Source organism: Duganella sp. 1411, assembly GCF_017833525.1.
Classification (GTDB): Bacteria; Pseudomonadota; Gammaproteobacteria; order Burkholderiales; family Burkholderiaceae_D; genus Rugamonas.
This window is the reverse complement of record NZ_JAFICD010000005.1, coordinates 37,569-52,652: the sequence shown is the minus strand read 5'-3', so window position 1 is coordinate 52,652 and position 15,084 is coordinate 37,569. Positions and strand designations below refer to the sequence as shown.

Genomic DNA, 15,084 nt, shown 5'->3' with positions numbered 1-15,084 from the left:
ATGCAGTTTCGATTACAAGTGCAGGGCGGGCCTGGCGGCCGGCAAACCATAGCGATCGACGCCGCCAGCGAGGCGGAGGCGATCCGGCAGGCGGCGCGCAACGGCTGGCGCGTGCTGGCCATCGACGGCACCGGCAACACGGGTGCGGGGGAGCGTGTACGCTCCGGTATCAGCAAGCAGCCGTTCCCGCTGCTGCAATTCAGCCAGGAGCTACTGGCGCTGCTTGAAGCGGGACTCAATCTGAGCGAGGCCACCGCCACGCTGCTCAACAAGGAAAGCCGCGCTGGCGCGCGCGCCACGCTGACGGCGATCCAGCGCTCGCTCCAGCAAGGCAAAAGCTTTTCCGACACCCTGGCCGACTTCCCGGCCGTCTTCCCCGAACTGTACGTCGCCACCGTGCGCGCGGCCGAACGCTCCGGCAACCTGCCCGAGGCGCTGGCGCGCTTCGTCGGCTACCAGCTGCAGTTCGACGCCATCCGCAAAAAACTCGTCTCGGCGGCGATCTATCCGGCCATGCTGCTGGTGGTCGGCACGCTGGTCACGCTGTTCTTGATGGGGTACGTGGTGCCCAAATTCAGCGTGGTGTACGAAAGCTCCGGCCGTGACATCCCCTGGGCGTCGCGGATGCTGCTCGGCTTCGGCCAAACGCTGGCGGCCCACCCGTGGCTGTGCGCCGGCGCGCTGGGCGCCATCTGCCTGGCCGTGGTGGTCGGCCTGGCCAACGCCGCGCTGCGCCAGCGGCTGGTGCTGGCGGTGCTGCGGCTGCCGGTGTTGTCGGCCAAGGCGGCCGAATTCCGGCTGGCGCGTTTTTACCGCGCCCTCAGCCTGCTGCTGCACGCGGGCATACCGCTGGCCAGGGCGCTGGCGATGACCAACGCCATGCTGCTGCCCGCGCAACAACAGCAGCTGGTGCAGACACGGCGTGCGGTCGAACAGGGGCTGCCCTTTTCCACCGCGCTGGAACAGAACGCGCTCGCCACGCCGGTGGCGCAATCGCTGCTCAAGGTGGGCGAGAACACCGGCCGCCTGGGCGACATGCTGGAACGCTCGGCCAAGTTCCACGACGAGGAATTCGCGCGCTGGGTCGATTGGGCTTCGCGCCTGCTCGAGCCGGTGTTGATGACGCTGATCGGGGTGGTGATCGGCGGCGTGGTGGTGTTGATGTACATGCCGATCTTCGAGTTGGCGGGGAGTTTGTCATGAATGCACGCGAACCGGCCGTCCTCGGCCCCGAGATGCTGCACAACGCGCGCGCCGCCGCGCTGGCGCAGGGCCGCCCGCCGATGACGGTGATGGAGGAGGCATCGGGCCTGACGCCGGAGGAATTCACGCGCCAGCTGGCGCAGTTGTTCTGCTATCCGGCCTGGCCGATGGCCAGACTGCAGGCGGCGATGCCCGCTTTCGACCTGCTGCCCTTCACCGATTGCGCCCAGCGCGAATGCGTGCTGCTGCGCGCGGAGGGCGGCCCGCCGGTGCTCGTCATCGGCAATCCGTTCGCGGACGACACCTTGCAGTGGGCCGACTACGCGATCGGCGCCGGCTACACGGTGGCGCTGGCGCATCCGGACGACCTGACGGCCTATCTGGCGCAGCAGGAGAACGTGCAGCAGGCCATGCAGGACATGATGGAGGACGGCAGCCACGGCGAGCTGGCCGGCCTCGATCAGAGCATCGAGGACATCTCGCTGATACGCATCAGCGAAGACAGCAGCCCGGTCGTCAAGCTGGTCAACTCGACCATCTACGACGCCCTCAAATTCCAGGCCAGCGATATCCACCTCGAATGCGACGCGGCCAGCCTGGTCATCAAATACCGCGTCGACGGGGTGCTGGTGCAGGCCGGCCAGGTGCAGGGCCTGCAGATGGCGGAGCAGATCATCTCCCGCATCAAGGTGCTGGCGGAACTGGACATCGCCGAGCGCCGCGTGCCGCAGGACGGCCGCTTCAAGGTGCGCGTCAAGGGCAGCGAGATCGATTTCCGCGTCTCGATCATGCCCAACATCTTCGGCGAGGACGCGGTGCTGCGGCTGCTGGACCGACGCGCGCTGACCGAGGCCGCGCAGGCGCTGCGGCTGGAAAGCCTGGGCCTCAACAGCGACGCCATCGTGCAGATCCGGCGCCTGGCCGCCAAGCCGCACGGCATGCTGCTGGTGACCGGGCCGACCGGCTCCGGCAAGACCACCACGCTGTACGCGGCCATCACCGAGATCAACACGGGACGCGACAAGATCGTCACCATCGAGGATCCGGTGGAGTACCGCCTGCCGCGCGTGCTGCAAATTCCCGTCAACGAAAAGAAGGGCCTGACCTTCGCGCGCGGCCTGCGCTCCATCCTGCGGCACGATCCGGACAAGATCATGATCGGCGAAATCCGCGACGACGAAACGGCGCAGATCGCGGTGCAGGCCTCGCTGACGGGCCACCTTGTCTTTACGACCGTCCACGCCAACAACGTGTTCGACGTGGTCGGCCGCTTCCTGCACATGGGCGTGGACCCGTACAGCTTTGCCGCCGCGCTGAACGGCATCGTCGCGCAGCGGCTGCTGCGGCTCAATTGCGAGCATTGCGCGGTCGATATCGAACCCGATCCGCAGGACTTGAAGGACAGCGGCCTGACGCCGGATCAGGTCGGCGAATGGCGCTTCAAGGCGGGCGCCGGCTGCGGGCATTGCCGCGGCACCGGCTACAAGGGCCGCAAGGCCGTGGCGGAGGTATTGATCTTGAACGACGCCATGCGCGAAATGATCTGCACCCGCGCGCCGGTTTCGCGCATGAAGGAGGAAGCCGCGACGATGGGATTCCGGCTGGCGCGCAGCGCCGGGCTGGATCTGGTGCGGCAGGGGGAAACCACTTTACTGGAGCTCAATCGTGTCACTTATTGAACGTCTGATCCGGCCGCTCCAGCCGGCAAGGCCGCGCAGCCTGGCCATCCTGCTGGCGCCGGGGCAGCTGTCGTGCGTGGTGCGCCAGGGACGGCGCCCCGTCGACGATGGCGCGCGGCGGATAGCTTTCGCCAATCCCGGCGGCCATTGGCAAGCCAGCCTGGATGCGCTGCGCGCGCTGCTGATGGAAGCCCCGGCCGCGTGGGCCGGTCTGCCGCTGGAGGTCAGCCTGTCCGGCCGCTGGAGCCACATGGTGGTGGCGCCGTGGAGCGACGCGCTGCTGTCGGAGCCGGCCGCCGCCCACTTTTTGCAATCGCAACTGACCGCCCTTTACGGCGACGCCGCGCGCGGCTGGCATATCGCCGGCGACGACGCGCCTTACGGACAGGCGCGCACCGTCTGCGGCGTCGATGCCACGCTGCTGCACGCGATCAAGGAGCTGGCCGGCGAATGCGGCCACCCGTGCCGGGCCATCGAACCGCTGCTGTGCACCGCGCTGCGCTCCCTGGCGGCGGACGAGTTGCGCGCGCCAGCCGCCGCGCTGGCGTTGATCGAACCCGGTCGCATCACCATGGCGGCCCTGGATCGCGGACGCGTGGCGGCGCTGCAGTCGCAGCCGGCCGGCGGCGGCTGGCGGCAGGAGCTGCCCCAGGCCTGGCAGCGCTGGACCCTGCGCGTGCCGGAGCTGGCCGCCATCGAGCATGTCGCCGTGGTGGATTTGAGCGCCGCACCCGCCACCGCGCCTGGCGCCATCGTGCAACTGGTCGCGGAGGCGCTGCCGCCGCGCTTCCGCATGGTTCCCCATCCATTCGGCTCCATCGGCGCGTCGCCAGCGAAGGAGCCGGCGAAACAGGCCGGCGCAACGCCATCGGGAGCGGCGGCATGACCCGGCTTGACTTTGTGCGGCGCGCCACGCCGCTGGCCGGCTGGCGCCTGGCGGTGCTTGCCATAGGGGTGCTGATGCTGCTGCCGGCGGCCGTCAACTGGATGGCGCAGTGGCAAACCGTCGGCCGGTTGCAAGCCCGCCTGGACGCGCAGTCGGCCGCGCTGCAACCACGGCGCCTGACCCGCCCCGCGCTGGCGCCGGCGCAGCAGCAGCAACTGGATCTGCAGGTGAAGGCGGTGGCCGAGGCGGTGCGTCAATTGAACCTGCCCGTCACCCGCCTGCTCAAGACGATCGAGGCGCGGGAGGATATGCGCATCGCGCTGCTCGGCCTGGACCTGAATGGCGAGCCGGCCCAGGACGGCCAGGCGGCCGCCCCGTCGACGCCGGCCGGCACGCTGAAAATCAGCGCCGAGGCGGAAACCGCGCAGGACATGATCAACTACCTGGCCTTCCTTAATCAGCAGCGGATGTTCCGGTCGGTGTATCTGCTCAAACATGAGATGACGGGCGCGGCGACCGGCACCGGCGAGCGCCCCTATCAATTCCAGCTGGAGGCGCAATGGCGGCAATAAAGACCAGCGAGGTTTTAAAACTGAAGGTCGCTCCTAACCTCCCGCACCGGCTGGCCTGGGAAGCACGCCGCACGATCCGACTCACCGGCACCGGTGCGGTCGTCGGCATCGGCTGCGCCCTGCTTGCGCTGCTGGCCCAGTGGCATGCGACGCAACTGGAGCAACGGCGCACCGCGTTGGCCGCGCAATTGAACATCGCCGCGCGCACGGCGGCGGCTCCGCAGGCGCCCGTGGTGACCACCGCCAGCGGTGTCGCCGCGTTCTTCGACCATCTGCCTGCGCACGACGCGATCCCCGACCAGCTCAAGGAACTGGTGCGGGTGGCACAACAGAGCAATATCCCGCTGGCCAAGGCCGAATACAAGCCGGAACAGGACGGCAACGCGGGATTTCTCCGCTACCGGATCACGCTGCCGGTCAAGGCCGATTTCGCCAACGTGCAAAGCTTTTTGATCACGGCGCTTCAAACGCTGCCGACGCTGACGCTGGAATCGGTCGCCTTCAAGCGGGAGCAGATCGAGGCCGGCGAGGTCGAAGCCCGTATCCAGTTCGTTTTGCTGGTGCGTCGGCAGGAGGAACGGCGATGAGGAAAATCGTACTTGGCACGGCGGCCGTGGCGACCTTGCTGGCGGCGTGGTTCGCGCCGGATCAGGACGGGGGCGTGGTCGGCCCGGCGGCGGCCACCACGCGCGAGGCGTCCGCGCCCGCAGGCAACCCGCAATTGGAGGCGCCTGCCGCCGCACTCCCCGCCATGGAGACCGCGCCGCCATCCGCGATCGATCTGCAAATCCACTCCCGGGTGGAAGACGATGAACCGGGCAATGTCTTCGCCAAACAAAGCTGGGCGCCACGGTCGCCGCTCAAGGTGATGGCGGAACAAGCGCCGCAACAGCATCAGGCCGCGGCGCCATCGGGCCCGCCGCCGCTGCCGTTCCAGTTCATGGGGCGCTTCACGGACGACGGCAAGACCGCCTACTTCCTGCAGATCGACGGCCAGAACGTGGTCGCCCGCCCCGGCGAAAAAGTCAACGACAGCTACCTGCTCGACAGCGTCAGCGGCGACACGATGAATTTCGTCTACCTGCCGCTCAACCAGAAACAATCTCTCGTCGTAGGGGACACCAATTGAACAAGACCATCGTCACGCGTCTGCACATCGCCGCCGCCAGTCTGCTGCTGTGCGCCTGCGCCGGCAACCAGACCTTCAAGGAAGGCAACGCGCTGCTGGACGCCGGCCAGATCGATCAAGGCCTGGCCAAGCTGGAACAGGCGGCCCAGGAAGATCCGCATAACGCCGAATACCGCATCGTCCTGCTGAACCGCAAGCTTAAGCTGGTCAACGCCATGAACAGCCGCGCCGACGCACTGCGCCTCAAGGGCCAGGGCGCCGACGCGGCCAAACTGTATGAGCAGGCGCTGGCGATCGATCCGGCGAACCAGGTCGCGCGCCAGGGCCTGTCGGCGCTGACCCAGGACCAGCGCAACCAGCAGGTGATGGCCGATGCCGAGGCGCTTTACCAGCGCGGCGGCGAGGCGGAGCTGGTCCAGGCCCAGGAGCTGCTGCGCCCCCTGCTGGCGCAGCGGCCCGGCCAGCGCGACCTGCTGCGGCTGAAGGCGCGGCTGAACGACGCGCAAACCCGCCTGCGGCCGGCCAGCGGACGGCTGGCCGCAGCCTACAGAAAACCGGTCACGCTGGAGTTCCGCGACGCGCCGGTGCGCGCCGTGTTCGATTTCATCGGCAAGGTGTCCGGCCTGAATTTCGTCTTCGACCGCGATGTCGATCCGGCGCTGCGGGCCACGATCTCGGTGCGCGACACCAGCATCGAGGAGGCCATCGGCATGCTGTTGAGCGCCAACCAGCTGGAGCAAACCGTCACGGGCGACCGCTCCATCACCATCTATCCGAACAATCCGCAAAAGGTGAAGGACTACCAGCAGCTGGTGGTGCGTAACTTCCTGCTGGCGAACGCCGACGTCAAGACGGTGGCATTCTCGCTCAAGACGCTGCTCAAGGCCAGGGACATCGTCACCGACGACCGTATCGGCAGCATCATCATGCGCGACACGCCGGCCATGATACGCATGGCCGAACGGATCATCTCGATGCAGGACGTCGCCGACCCGGAGGTGATGCTGGAGGTGGAGGTGCTGGAGGTGAAGCGCACGCGCGGCCAGGAGCTGGGCATACGCTGGCCCGATTCGGCCGGCCTGACGCTGCTCGGCAGCGGCGAGTTCGGCGCGCTCAATGTGGGTGACCTGCGGCATATCAACGGCAGCAAGATCGGCCTCGAACTGGGCTCGGTCAAACTGAACGCCAACAAGACCGATTCGGACAGCAATATCCTGGCCAATCCGCGCATCCGCGTGCGTAACAAGGACAAGGCCAAGGTGCTGATCGGCGACCGCGTGCCGGTGATCACGGTGACGACCAATAACGGCGTCAGCGCCGACAGCGTCAATTACGTGGACGTGGGCCTGAAGCTCGATGTCGAACCGAATGTGTATCTGGACGACGAAGTGGCCATCAAGATCAACCTGGAGGTCAGCAGCGTGGTCAAGGAGATCATCAGCAAATCCGGCACCCAGGCCTACCAGATCGGCACCCGCAGCGCGGCCACGGTGCTGCGCCTGAAGGACGGCGAGACCCAGGTGCTGGCGGGGCTGATCAGCGACGAGGACCGCACCACCGCCAACAAGGTGCCCGGCATCGGCGACTTGCCGATGATGAGCCGCCTGTTCGGCAGCCAGAAGGACGATTCGACCCGCAGCGAGATCGTGCTGTCGATCACGCCGCGCATCCTGCGCTCGATCCAGCGTCCGGAGCTGCCGGCGGCGGAATTCTACTCCGGCACCGAATCCGATGCCGGCGGACGCGGTCAATCCGGCGTGACGCTGGCCTCCGCCGGCGACGTCCCCCAAATGGCCGCCGACAGCGCGCCAACGCAGCCGCAGGCCGACAGCCCGGCGCCGGGCGGCGCGTTCGGCGGTTCCGGCATGACCGGATCGGATAGCGCGCCGGCGCCGCAGGCGGCAAAACCGGAACCCGCCGGCCAAACGCCGTATTCGCCAGGGAAGGGAAAATAGCCATGCATGGCAAGAACGCGCGCGGTTTCACCTTCATCGAGCTGATGATCACGCTGGCCATCCTCGCCACGCTGGCGATGGTGGCCGCGCCGATGGCGCAGGTGGCGGTGCAGCGCGAGCAGGAACGCCAGCTGCGCACCGCGCTGATCGAGATCCGCGAAGCCATCGACGCCTACAAGCGCGCCGCCGACAACGGCCGCATCAAACTGGCGATCGGCGACTCCGGCTATCCGAAGAAGCTGGAGGACCTGGTCAACGGGGTGCCGGACATACGCAGTCCGCGCAAGCAGAATATGTACTTCCTGCGCCGCCTGCCGCGCGATCCCTTCGCGCCGCCGGAAGGCAACGGCAACGGCTTCGCCAGCGGCGGCGCCGGCGGCGGCTGGGCGCTGCGCTCCTACGCGTCCCCGCCGGACAATCCGACCGAGGGCGAGGACGTCTTCGACATCAGTTCACGCTCCACTAAAACGGGATTGAACGGCATCCCGCTGCGACAATGGTGACGCCATGATCCAAAAACCCAAGGGATTCACGCTGGTCGAACTGCTGGTGGTGCTGGCGATCATATCGCTGCTGCTGACGGTCGCCCTGCCCCGCTATTTCAGCTCGGTCGACAAATCGAAGGAAATCGCGTTGAAGGAGAACCTGCAGGTCCTGCGCAGCGGCATCGACAAGTACTACGCCGACAAGGGCGAATACCCGGCCGCGCTGGCCGATCTGGTGAACCACCACTACTTCCGAAAAATCCCGCTGGATCCGGTGACGGAATCGGCATCGACCTGGCAGTTGCTGCCGTCGGCCGACGCCGAAAAACCCGGCGTGGCCGACATCCGCAGCGGCGCCAAAGGAAAGACCCGCGATGGCACGCCGTATCAACAGCTGTAGCCGGCGTCGCCAGCGCGGCTTCGCCTATCTGTGGACGCTGATGCTGGTGGCCTTCATGGGCGTCGGCCTGACCATCGGCGCGGACCTGTACGCGACGGCGGCGCGGCGCGACAAGGAGCGCGAGCTGCTCTTCATCGGCCACGAGTTCCGCCACGCGCTGGAGCGCTACTACAACGCCGGCGCGGCGGGCCAGAACCAGTATCCGCTGACGCTCGAGGACTTGCTGAAGGACCCGCGCTTCCCGAGTCCCCGCCGGCACCTGCGCCGCCTGTACGCCGACCCGGTCACCGGCAAGGCCGAATGGGCCCTGGTGCTGCAGCAGGGCCGCATCGTCGGCGTGCGCTCGACGTCGACGATGCGGCCGATCAAACAGGATAACTTCGACGACGACGACGCCGGCCTGGCCAGGAAATCGCGCTACGCCGACTGGATTTTCACGTATCCCCACGACCTGTTCACCGCCTCGCCGGGCGGCGACAAAAAGTAGTGCATAGTTCATAATATTTTGATCTGCGACATAACGACCCGTGCGCCGACGATCTAGCGTGGTTCATCCGCTTTTTGCGGAATCGGCGCCATCAATCGATGCCCGCCGGAACGGATTCGGGAGGACGAGATGAATTTGCACACCCCTTTACTAGCCGCATGCATCGCCGTGGCCGGCACCGCGCAAGCGGGCATTCAATTGATGGCGGCGCCGGTCGCGCCCCCGTCCCCGCAGGAGAGCGCGGGACTGGTATCGAAGCTGACGGCGCTCGAACGATCGCGCGGCATCCCTTCGGACTACAGCTTCCGCGTCAGCAGCCAGCATCCCGGCGTCGTCGGCCAGAAGATCACGCGCGCGCAGCACACCTTCAAAGGCTTGCGGGTGTTCGGCTCCGAGTCGGTGGTGGTCACCAACAACGCCGGCGAGATCGTCAGCTCCTCGGTGTCGGACCGCCGTCCGGGCCTGGTCCCCAGCGCGGTTGCCACGCCGATGGACTTGACGCCCGCGCTGACGTCCGCACAGGCCATCGATGTCGCCGTGAAGTCGGTTACGCCGGGCGCCGTGCACCGCTGGGCGCCGAGCGCCGAGCTGCTGCTCTATCCTGTGATGAAAACCGTGCGCGTGGCCTCCGCCGTCAACAAATCCGAGGCCGAACTCAATGCGCTCGATGTCCAGGAGGTGGTCGACCACCACGAACTGGCCTACTACGTGAAGATCCGCATGGCGAGCGGCGGCAAGCCGTTCTACTACGACATCGTGGTCAACGCCAAGACCGGCGCGATCATCGCCCAATGGCAGGCGCTGCAAACCGTCATCGGCGAGGGCAAGAGCCAGTACAACGGCGTGGTGCCGATCAGTACATCGCAATCCGGAGGCACGTTCCAGATGCTGGACGCGACGCGCGGCACCGGCGGAAAATTCGGCGGCATGGCCATCACCAACGCCGATCACAGCTCGTCCAACAATCCTAGTCCCGGCAGCATCTACGCCAACAGCACCAACAAGTGGGGCGACGGGCTGCAGTACAACGGCGGCGGCACCACCGACGCCAACGGCCAAACGGCGGCGGTCAACGCGCTATGGGGCCTGATGAACACCTACGACACCAACAAGAACGTGCTAGGATGGCATTCACTCGACGGCAACAACACCGCCACCTACATCGCCGTCCACGTCGACCGCGACTACGACAACGCCTTTTACGACGACAGCTGCAAGTGCATGTACATCGGCGACGGCTCCTTTTTCTACAGCCTGGGATCGATCGACGTGATCGGCCATGAGATGTCGCACGGCGTGACCGCGTCCACGGCGGACCTGGTGTACGCGGGCGAACCGGGCGGCTTGAACGAGTCGAACTCCGACATCGGCGGCGACATGGTGGAAGCCTACGCGCGCGCCGGCGGCACCGGCGACGTGGTGCCGGCGACCGGCAACGATTGGATGACGGGCAAGGAGATCAGCAAGAGCGGCGAGCCGCTGCGCTGGATGTACAAGCCGAGCAAGGACGGTCACAGCCCGGACGCGTGGAGCAGCTCCCTCAAGCGCCTGGACGTGCATTATTCGAGCGGCCCCAATAACCGCATGTTCTACTTCCTGTCGCAGGGCTCGAAGGCGGATCCCGCCAGCGACTATTACAGCAAATACCTGGTCAAGCAGCCGGCTGCGATGACCGGCATCGGCAACGACAAGGCCTATCGCATCTGGTTCAAGGCACTGACCACCAAGTTCACGTCGACGACCAACTACGCGGACGCGCGTGACAAGGTGTTGGCGGCGGCGCGGGAACTGTACGGCGCCAGCTCCAAGGAGGCCATCGCCGTGCAGCGCGCCTACGCGGCCATCAACGTCGGCGCCGATATCGACGAAGACGGTGTTGGCGGCGGCGATGGCGGCACCGAACTGGTGGTCAATGGCGGCTTCGAGGCCGGCACCACCGGCTGGCGCGGCACCACCAGCGCCATCGGCAGCATGGCCGGCCAGGCCGCGTACGAAGGCACCCGGTTCGCCTGGATGGGCGGCAAAGGCAAAAAGACCACGCAAACGCTGACCCAGGCGGTGACGATACCGGCGACGTCGGCCAGCGCGCAGCTCAGCTTCGCGCTGCATACCGATAGCGCCGACAAGACCAGCGTCGCCCACGACACGCTGGTGGCCACCGTCCGAAACAGCTTCGGCATGGTGCTGCGCACGCTGGCCACCTACTCCAATGCCGGTGCGGCCGACGGCTACCAGGTGCGCAGCTTCGACCTCAGCGAGTTCAAAGGCAAGAAGGTGACGCTGCACTTCGCCATGCGCGAGGACGCGTCGCTGAAAACCTCCTTCGTCCTCGACAAGGTCAGCCTGCTCGCCAAGTAGCGGCGAGCGCCGGTTACCGCAGCGTGACGAACACCGGGTTCGAATAGAACCACAGGCTGCGGTAGTTACGGTCGTTGATGTCGTTGAAGCGCTGGATGTTGTCGGTGGTGCCGGTGCGCTGGTCGGCCAGCGGTTCGCCGCCCTGCGTCAGGCCGGCGACATCGGTGCCCAGGTTGGTGCCGCGCAGGCGGTAGTACTGGTTCTTGGTGGCGGTGGTCTCGTAGCTGATGCTGAAGTAGCCGTCCGCATCGACCTTCCAATCGGCGCTGGTGAAGCGCTTGACCACCCTGGTGCTGGCGTTGGTGGCCACGCTGTAGGCTGCGCTGCCCTGCGCCGCTTTTGGTCCGACATCGCCGACGATCAGGTCGACGTGATCGACCACCGGCTTGACGTTGGCGGCGGTGCCGCTGTCGACCGGTTTCTCGTAGTTGTTCTTGGCGGGGCTCTTGAAGCGGATCGTGACGATCACCTTCTCGCCGCTGGCGACCTTCAGTTCCCCGCCCATCTCCTTGCGGTCATCCTTGCCGGCCAGGTTGAAGTCCAGCGCGTTGATCAAATCGCCGTAGACCGAGAACATTTTGCCCGAGCGCAGACCTTGCAGCAGGTCCTTCGCGGTCGGCACGCCCTGCGCGCCGTTGAAGACGTAGTTCTTCGCGTACTCGCCGGGGAAGTAGCCGCTGCTGTTGCCGTTGACGATCTTGAAGTGGGTGTCCGAATCGGTCAGGTTCCAGATCCGGCGCCCCTCGCCCAGCAGCGCGTCCCACACGCCGCCGACCTTGGCCACCACGTAATCGACGCCGCCATAGGCACGCAGGGGCGCGTTTTCAGGCGTGTAGGCGGCGGTGTAGCCGCCGCGATCCGGTTCCATCTGGTTGCCGACCATGCCTTCGATGGCGAACATGATGTTCGGCGCGATGTCGTTAAAGCGGCGGAAGTCATCGACCGTGTAGCTGCCCTTGTTGCGGGATGGGTGGTTGATCACCGCGTAGCTGGTGTCCGGGTAGTTGTCCTTCAACCAGCTGACCGCCTTGAGCGCGTCGTCGGCGGTCTTGTTGTAGCGGGTCTCGCCGTACTTCGCCTTCCACGCGGCGACGTCGGCGGCGTCGAACATGGCCGGGTCGCGGGTGGTGAACAGGTATTCGAATTCCTTCATGCCCTTGGTGCTGGAGGTGAGCTTGTCGGTGCCCTGGAACAGGCCGACGCCGAGATGGTCGTGAGTCGGCATGTCCCATTCGAAGCCGCTGAAAATGAGCTTGTCGGCGTAGGTTCCCGCCGCCTGCAAGGCCTGCACGTGCGGAATCTCGTAGCGCTCGACGCCGACCGACAGCGGTATCGACGAATCCAGGGTCGCGCCCTTCTCATCGCGCGTCGATACGCGCAGGTGGTTGGACACCGCCATCCAGTCCAGGCCAAAAGTGGTGAAAGCCTTGCCCAGCACCTTGTCCAGGGTCTGGCTGACGTCCGTGTCGGCCGATTGCGTGGTATGGGTATGCAGGTCGCCGGCGATCCAGCGGCCGCTCGGCAAAGGCGGCACGTTGCTGTTGACCGGCTGGTCGCTGCCGCCGCAGGCGACGGCCGCCACGACGATGGCGGCCGCGGTTGGAATCAGCAGGAGACGGGTGGAGAAGGCTTTGGTGCGCTGCATACTATTGTCCTGAAAGTGAGTGCGGAGAAGTCGGCACACTAGCATTTGATTGTTACGGGCCGATGACCGGCCGGCGGGGCGGCGCACGCAAAACTGCTATCATCGGGGGCTGTCGCGGACCGGCTCCGCGCACGTTCGAAAACTCTCACAGGGATGTTAAAAAAATGACTATTGGCGGAAAGACCATAGAGCAGGCTTTGTCGACGTTATCCGATATGACGGCGGGCGCGGTCCCGATCGGCAAGGAGGAACATCTGCAGCGTGTCGCCCGCGCCCAGGCCTTCATGCGCGAACAGGGCATCGCGGCGATCTATGTGAACGCCGGCGCCAACATGACCTACTTCACCGGCACCAAGTGGCACGCCAGCGAACGCATGGTCGGCGCCATCATTCCCGCCAGCGGCGCGGTCGAATACATCGCCCCGGCGTTCGAGGAAAGCACGCTGAAGGACTTCATGCTGGTCGACGGCCCGGTCAATTGCTGGCACGAGCATGAAAGCCCGTACCAGTTATTCGTCGACACGCTCAAGCGCATGGGCATCGCGCCCGCCGCCGGTGCGGCCGCGCCGCGCATCGGCATTTGCGAAAGCGCCGCCTTCTTCATCTACGACGGCATCCGTCCGCTGGCCGAAGGCTACGCGCTGGAGAACGCCAGCACCGTGACCGCGCACTGCCGCAGCCGCAAATCGGCGAACGAAATCGCCCTGATGCAGCGCGCCAAGGACATGACGCTGGCAGTCCACGTGGCCGCCGCCAGCATTCTGCGCGAAGGCATCACCACCGTCGAAGTGGAGGAATTCATCGACCGCGCGCACCGCAAGGTCGGCGCGTCGGGATCGTATTTCGTCATCGTGCTGTTTGGCGAAGCGACCGCGTATCCGCACGGCGTGAGTTACGTGCAGACGCTCAAGCCGGGCGACACGGTATTGATCGACACCGGCTGCAAGCTGCACAACTACATCTCCGACATCACGCGCACCTATGTGTACGGCGAGATCAGCGAGCGTCAGCGTTCGGTGTGGAACAGCGAGAAGGCGGCGCAACTGGCAGCCTTCAACGCGGCGCAACTGGGCGTACCGTGCGAGGAAGTCGACCAGGCCGCGCGCCGTTCGCTGGAGGCCGACGGTTTCGGTCCCGGCTACAAGCTGCCAGGCCTGCCGCACCGCACCGGTCATGGCATCGGCCTCGATATCCACGAGTGGCCGTATCTGGTCGGCGGCAACAAGACACCGCTGGATGTGGGCATGTGCTTCTCGAACGAGCCGATGATCTGCATCCCCGGCGAATTCGGCGTGCGCCACGAGGACCATTTCTACATGACGGAAAACGGTCCGAAATGGTTCACCGAACCGGCGCACAGCATCGACGATCCGTTCGGTCTCGCGCGCTGAGGGGCGGCATGCAGATTGCGACGATCCTCAGCCTGGCCGCCTCGGTAACGTGTGTCGGCCTTTTCACGAAGCAGAAGAACTGGGTGCTGGCGGCGGCCTTCGCCTTTTCCACGATCTACACGATATTAGACAAGGCGATCCACATCGCGGCGGTGCCGGCATTTGTGATCCCGTGGTGCGCCTACGCCTTTTTCGCCCTGGTGGCCTACGAGATCTTTAGAAAAGTCGTCCTGAGCTAACCGATTTGATCACGTAGGGCGGATTAGGCGGAACGCCGTAATCCGCCATTGCATGAGCCGCCAGCGGCGCATGCAATGGCGGATTACGCTACGCTAATCCGCCCTACGTGTTTTCGTGGTTTGCGCGGTTTAGAGTGGAGCCGACATTCAGGCCTGGATGCGCTTGAGCGCGCGATAAAAGCGCAGCGGGACCGTCACCGGGAATTCGCTGCCCACAGGCCGGCCGACGATGATCGGACCGAACATCGCGCGCAGCGGCGACGCGCTCTTGCGCACGAAGGTGCGGCCTTGCGCCGTCTCCTCCGCCGGCACGTAGCCGAACTGCGCGATCCGGCCGAGGAAGGCGGCTCTGCCCTCGGCCGACACCATGCCGCGCACAGGCAGGTGCTCGATCGCCGCCGAGCCGATATAGCCGGCGCAACCCAGTAGCACTATGCGCAGCACGCCCACCAGATCCCACCCGCGCGGCATTTGCGTCACCACGGCCAAACATAGCACCGCTACCGCGATGGTGACCCAGGTGCGGGGATTTTCCAGCGGATTGAGTACGATTTTGTGTTGGGTGATGGTGCTCGCCATGACTGCCGCCTGCTTAAAAATAAAGCGCTATTGTGACCGGCGGCGATAAAAAAGGAAAGCACCCTTCCCCACCCGC

15 protein-coding genes are annotated in these 15,084 nt (G+C 65.8%); 13 read left to right on the top strand and 2 right to left on the bottom strand.

Annotated features, from left to right (window positions below; genetic code table 11):
• The 11 genes from JOD97_RS23225 (at position 1) to JOD97_RS23175 (ending at position 11,154) form a co-directional block, all read left to right on the top strand.
• The gene (locus tag JOD97_RS23225; RefSeq protein WP_209723928.1) at positions 1-1,203 is read left to right on the top strand and encodes a type II secretion system F family protein; all 1,203 of its coding nucleotides are present in this window, start codon (positions 1-3) and stop codon (positions 1,201-1,203) included.
• The gene (locus tag JOD97_RS23220) at positions 1,200-2,882 is read left to right on the top strand and encodes a GspE/PulE family protein (RefSeq protein WP_209723926.1); all 1,683 of its coding nucleotides are present in this window, start codon (positions 1,200-1,202) and stop codon (positions 2,880-2,882) included. The genes JOD97_RS23225 and JOD97_RS23220 overlap by 4 nt, the downstream gene beginning before the upstream one ends.
• Positions 2,869-3,768 carry a hypothetical protein gene (locus JOD97_RS23215; RefSeq protein WP_209723924.1) on the top strand — a complete coding sequence of 300 codons (900 nt, stop codon included), beginning with the start codon at positions 2,869-2,871 and terminating at the stop codon, positions 3,766-3,768. The genes JOD97_RS23220 and JOD97_RS23215 overlap by 14 nt, the downstream gene beginning before the upstream one ends.
• Positions 3,765-4,340: a hypothetical protein gene (locus JOD97_RS23210; RefSeq protein WP_209723923.1), complete on the top strand. Its 576-nt coding sequence runs from the start codon at positions 3,765-3,767 to the stop codon at positions 4,338-4,340. Before JOD97_RS23215 ends, JOD97_RS23210 begins: the two co-directional genes overlap by 4 nt.
• Positions 4,328-4,927: a hypothetical protein gene (locus tag JOD97_RS23205; RefSeq protein ID WP_209723921.1), complete on the top strand. Its 600-nt coding sequence runs from the start codon at positions 4,328-4,330 to the stop codon at positions 4,925-4,927. Before JOD97_RS23210 ends, JOD97_RS23205 begins: the two co-directional genes overlap by 13 nt.
• Positions 4,924-5,469 carry a hypothetical protein gene (locus JOD97_RS23200; protein WP_209723919.1) on the top strand — a complete coding sequence of 182 codons (546 nt, stop codon included), beginning with the start codon at positions 4,924-4,926 and terminating at the stop codon, positions 5,467-5,469. The genes JOD97_RS23205 and JOD97_RS23200 overlap by 4 nt, the downstream gene beginning before the upstream one ends.
• A complete protein-coding gene (locus JOD97_RS23195; protein WP_209723917.1) occupies positions 5,466-7,424 on the top strand; it encodes a secretin and TonB N-terminal domain-containing protein in 1,959 nt (652 codons plus the stop codon). The genes JOD97_RS23200 and JOD97_RS23195 overlap by 4 nt, the downstream gene beginning before the upstream one ends.
• Positions 7,425-7,426: 2 nt before the next feature.
• The gene (locus JOD97_RS23190; RefSeq protein ID WP_209723915.1) at positions 7,427-7,927 is read left to right on the top strand and encodes a type II secretion system protein; all 501 of its coding nucleotides are present in this window, start codon (positions 7,427-7,429) and stop codon (positions 7,925-7,927) included.
• Between the two features lie 4 nt (positions 7,928-7,931).
• Positions 7,932-8,309, top strand: a complete 378-nt coding sequence (locus tag JOD97_RS23185; RefSeq protein ID WP_209723913.1) for a type II secretion system protein — start codon at positions 7,932-7,934, stop codon at positions 8,307-8,309.
• The gene (locus JOD97_RS23180) at positions 8,284-8,796 is read left to right on the top strand and encodes a type II secretion system protein (protein ID WP_209723911.1); all 513 of its coding nucleotides are present in this window, start codon (positions 8,284-8,286) and stop codon (positions 8,794-8,796) included. Before JOD97_RS23185 ends, JOD97_RS23180 begins: the two co-directional genes overlap by 26 nt.
• A gap of 129 nt (positions 8,797-8,925) precedes the next feature.
• Positions 8,926-11,154: a M4 family metallopeptidase gene (locus tag JOD97_RS23175; protein WP_209723909.1), complete on the top strand. Its 2,229-nt coding sequence runs from the start codon at positions 8,926-8,928 to the stop codon at positions 11,152-11,154.
• A 13-nt stretch (positions 11,155-11,167) separates the two neighbouring features.
• Here JOD97_RS23175 and JOD97_RS23170 read toward each other — a convergent pair whose 3' ends face one another.
• Complete coding sequence (locus tag JOD97_RS23170; protein WP_209723907.1) at positions 11,168-12,799, bottom strand: S-layer protein; 1,632 nt, start codon at positions 12,797-12,799, stop codon at positions 11,168-11,170.
• Positions 12,800-12,963: 164 nt separating this feature from the next.
• Between JOD97_RS23170 and JOD97_RS23165 the strand changes: the two genes are divergently transcribed.
• Together JOD97_RS23165 and JOD97_RS23160 are read left to right on the top strand one after the other, a co-directional pair.
• Positions 12,964-14,190, top strand: a complete 1,227-nt coding sequence (locus JOD97_RS23165; protein WP_209723904.1) for a Xaa-Pro peptidase family protein — start codon at positions 12,964-12,966, stop codon at positions 14,188-14,190.
• 8 nt (positions 14,191-14,198) lie between these two features.
• Positions 14,199-14,429, top strand: coding sequence for a hypothetical protein (locus JOD97_RS23160; protein ID WP_209723902.1), 231 nt, complete (start codon positions 14,199-14,201; stop codon positions 14,427-14,429).
• Between the two features lie 147 nt (positions 14,430-14,576).
• On the opposite strand, the gene JOD97_RS23155 is transcribed toward JOD97_RS23160, so the two are convergent.
• The gene (locus tag JOD97_RS23155) at positions 14,577-15,008 is read right to left on the bottom strand and encodes a hypothetical protein (protein ID WP_209723900.1); all 432 of its coding nucleotides are present in this window, start codon (positions 15,006-15,008) and stop codon (positions 14,577-14,579) included.
• Positions 15,009-15,084 lie beyond the last annotated feature (76 nt).

What these genes read in the sequence shown, in the direction of transcription:
- JOD97_RS23225 (WP_209723928.1), top strand. Translation starts at nt 1, where the DNA reads ATGCAGTTTCGATTACAAGTGCAGGGCGGGCCTGGCGGCCGGCAAACC.
- JOD97_RS23220 (WP_209723926.1), top strand. Translation starts at nt 1,200, where the DNA reads ATGAATGCACGCGAACCGGCCGTCCTCGGCCCCGAGATGCTGCACAAC.
- JOD97_RS23210 (WP_209723923.1), top strand. Translation starts at nt 3,765, where the DNA reads ATGACCCGGCTTGACTTTGTGCGGCGCGCCACGCCGCTGGCCGGCTGG.
- JOD97_RS23205 (WP_209723921.1), top strand. Translation starts at nt 4,328, where the DNA reads ATGGCGGCAATAAAGACCAGCGAGGTTTTAAAACTGAAGGTCGCTCCT.
- JOD97_RS23200 (WP_209723919.1), top strand. Translation starts at nt 4,924, where the DNA reads ATGAGGAAAATCGTACTTGGCACGGCGGCCGTGGCGACCTTGCTGGCG.
- JOD97_RS23190 (WP_209723915.1), top strand. Translation starts at nt 7,427, where the DNA reads ATGCATGGCAAGAACGCGCGCGGTTTCACCTTCATCGAGCTGATGATC.
- JOD97_RS23185 (WP_209723913.1), top strand. Translation starts at nt 7,932, where the DNA reads ATGATCCAAAAACCCAAGGGATTCACGCTGGTCGAACTGCTGGTGGTG.
- JOD97_RS23180 (WP_209723911.1), top strand. Translation starts at nt 8,284, where the DNA reads ATGGCACGCCGTATCAACAGCTGTAGCCGGCGTCGCCAGCGCGGCTTC.
- JOD97_RS23175 (WP_209723909.1), top strand. Translation starts at nt 8,926, where the DNA reads ATGAATTTGCACACCCCTTTACTAGCCGCATGCATCGCCGTGGCCGGC.
- JOD97_RS23170 (WP_209723907.1), bottom strand. Translation starts at nt 12,799, where the DNA reads ATGCAGCGCACCAAAGCCTTCTCCACCCGTCTCCTGCTGATTCCAACC.
- JOD97_RS23165 (WP_209723904.1), top strand. Translation starts at nt 12,964, where the DNA reads ATGACTATTGGCGGAAAGACCATAGAGCAGGCTTTGTCGACGTTATCC.
- JOD97_RS23160 (WP_209723902.1), top strand. Translation starts at nt 14,199, where the DNA reads ATGCAGATTGCGACGATCCTCAGCCTGGCCGCCTCGGTAACGTGTGTC.
- JOD97_RS23155 (WP_209723900.1), bottom strand. Translation starts at nt 15,008, where the DNA reads ATGGCGAGCACCATCACCCAACACAAAATCGTACTCAATCCGCTGGAA.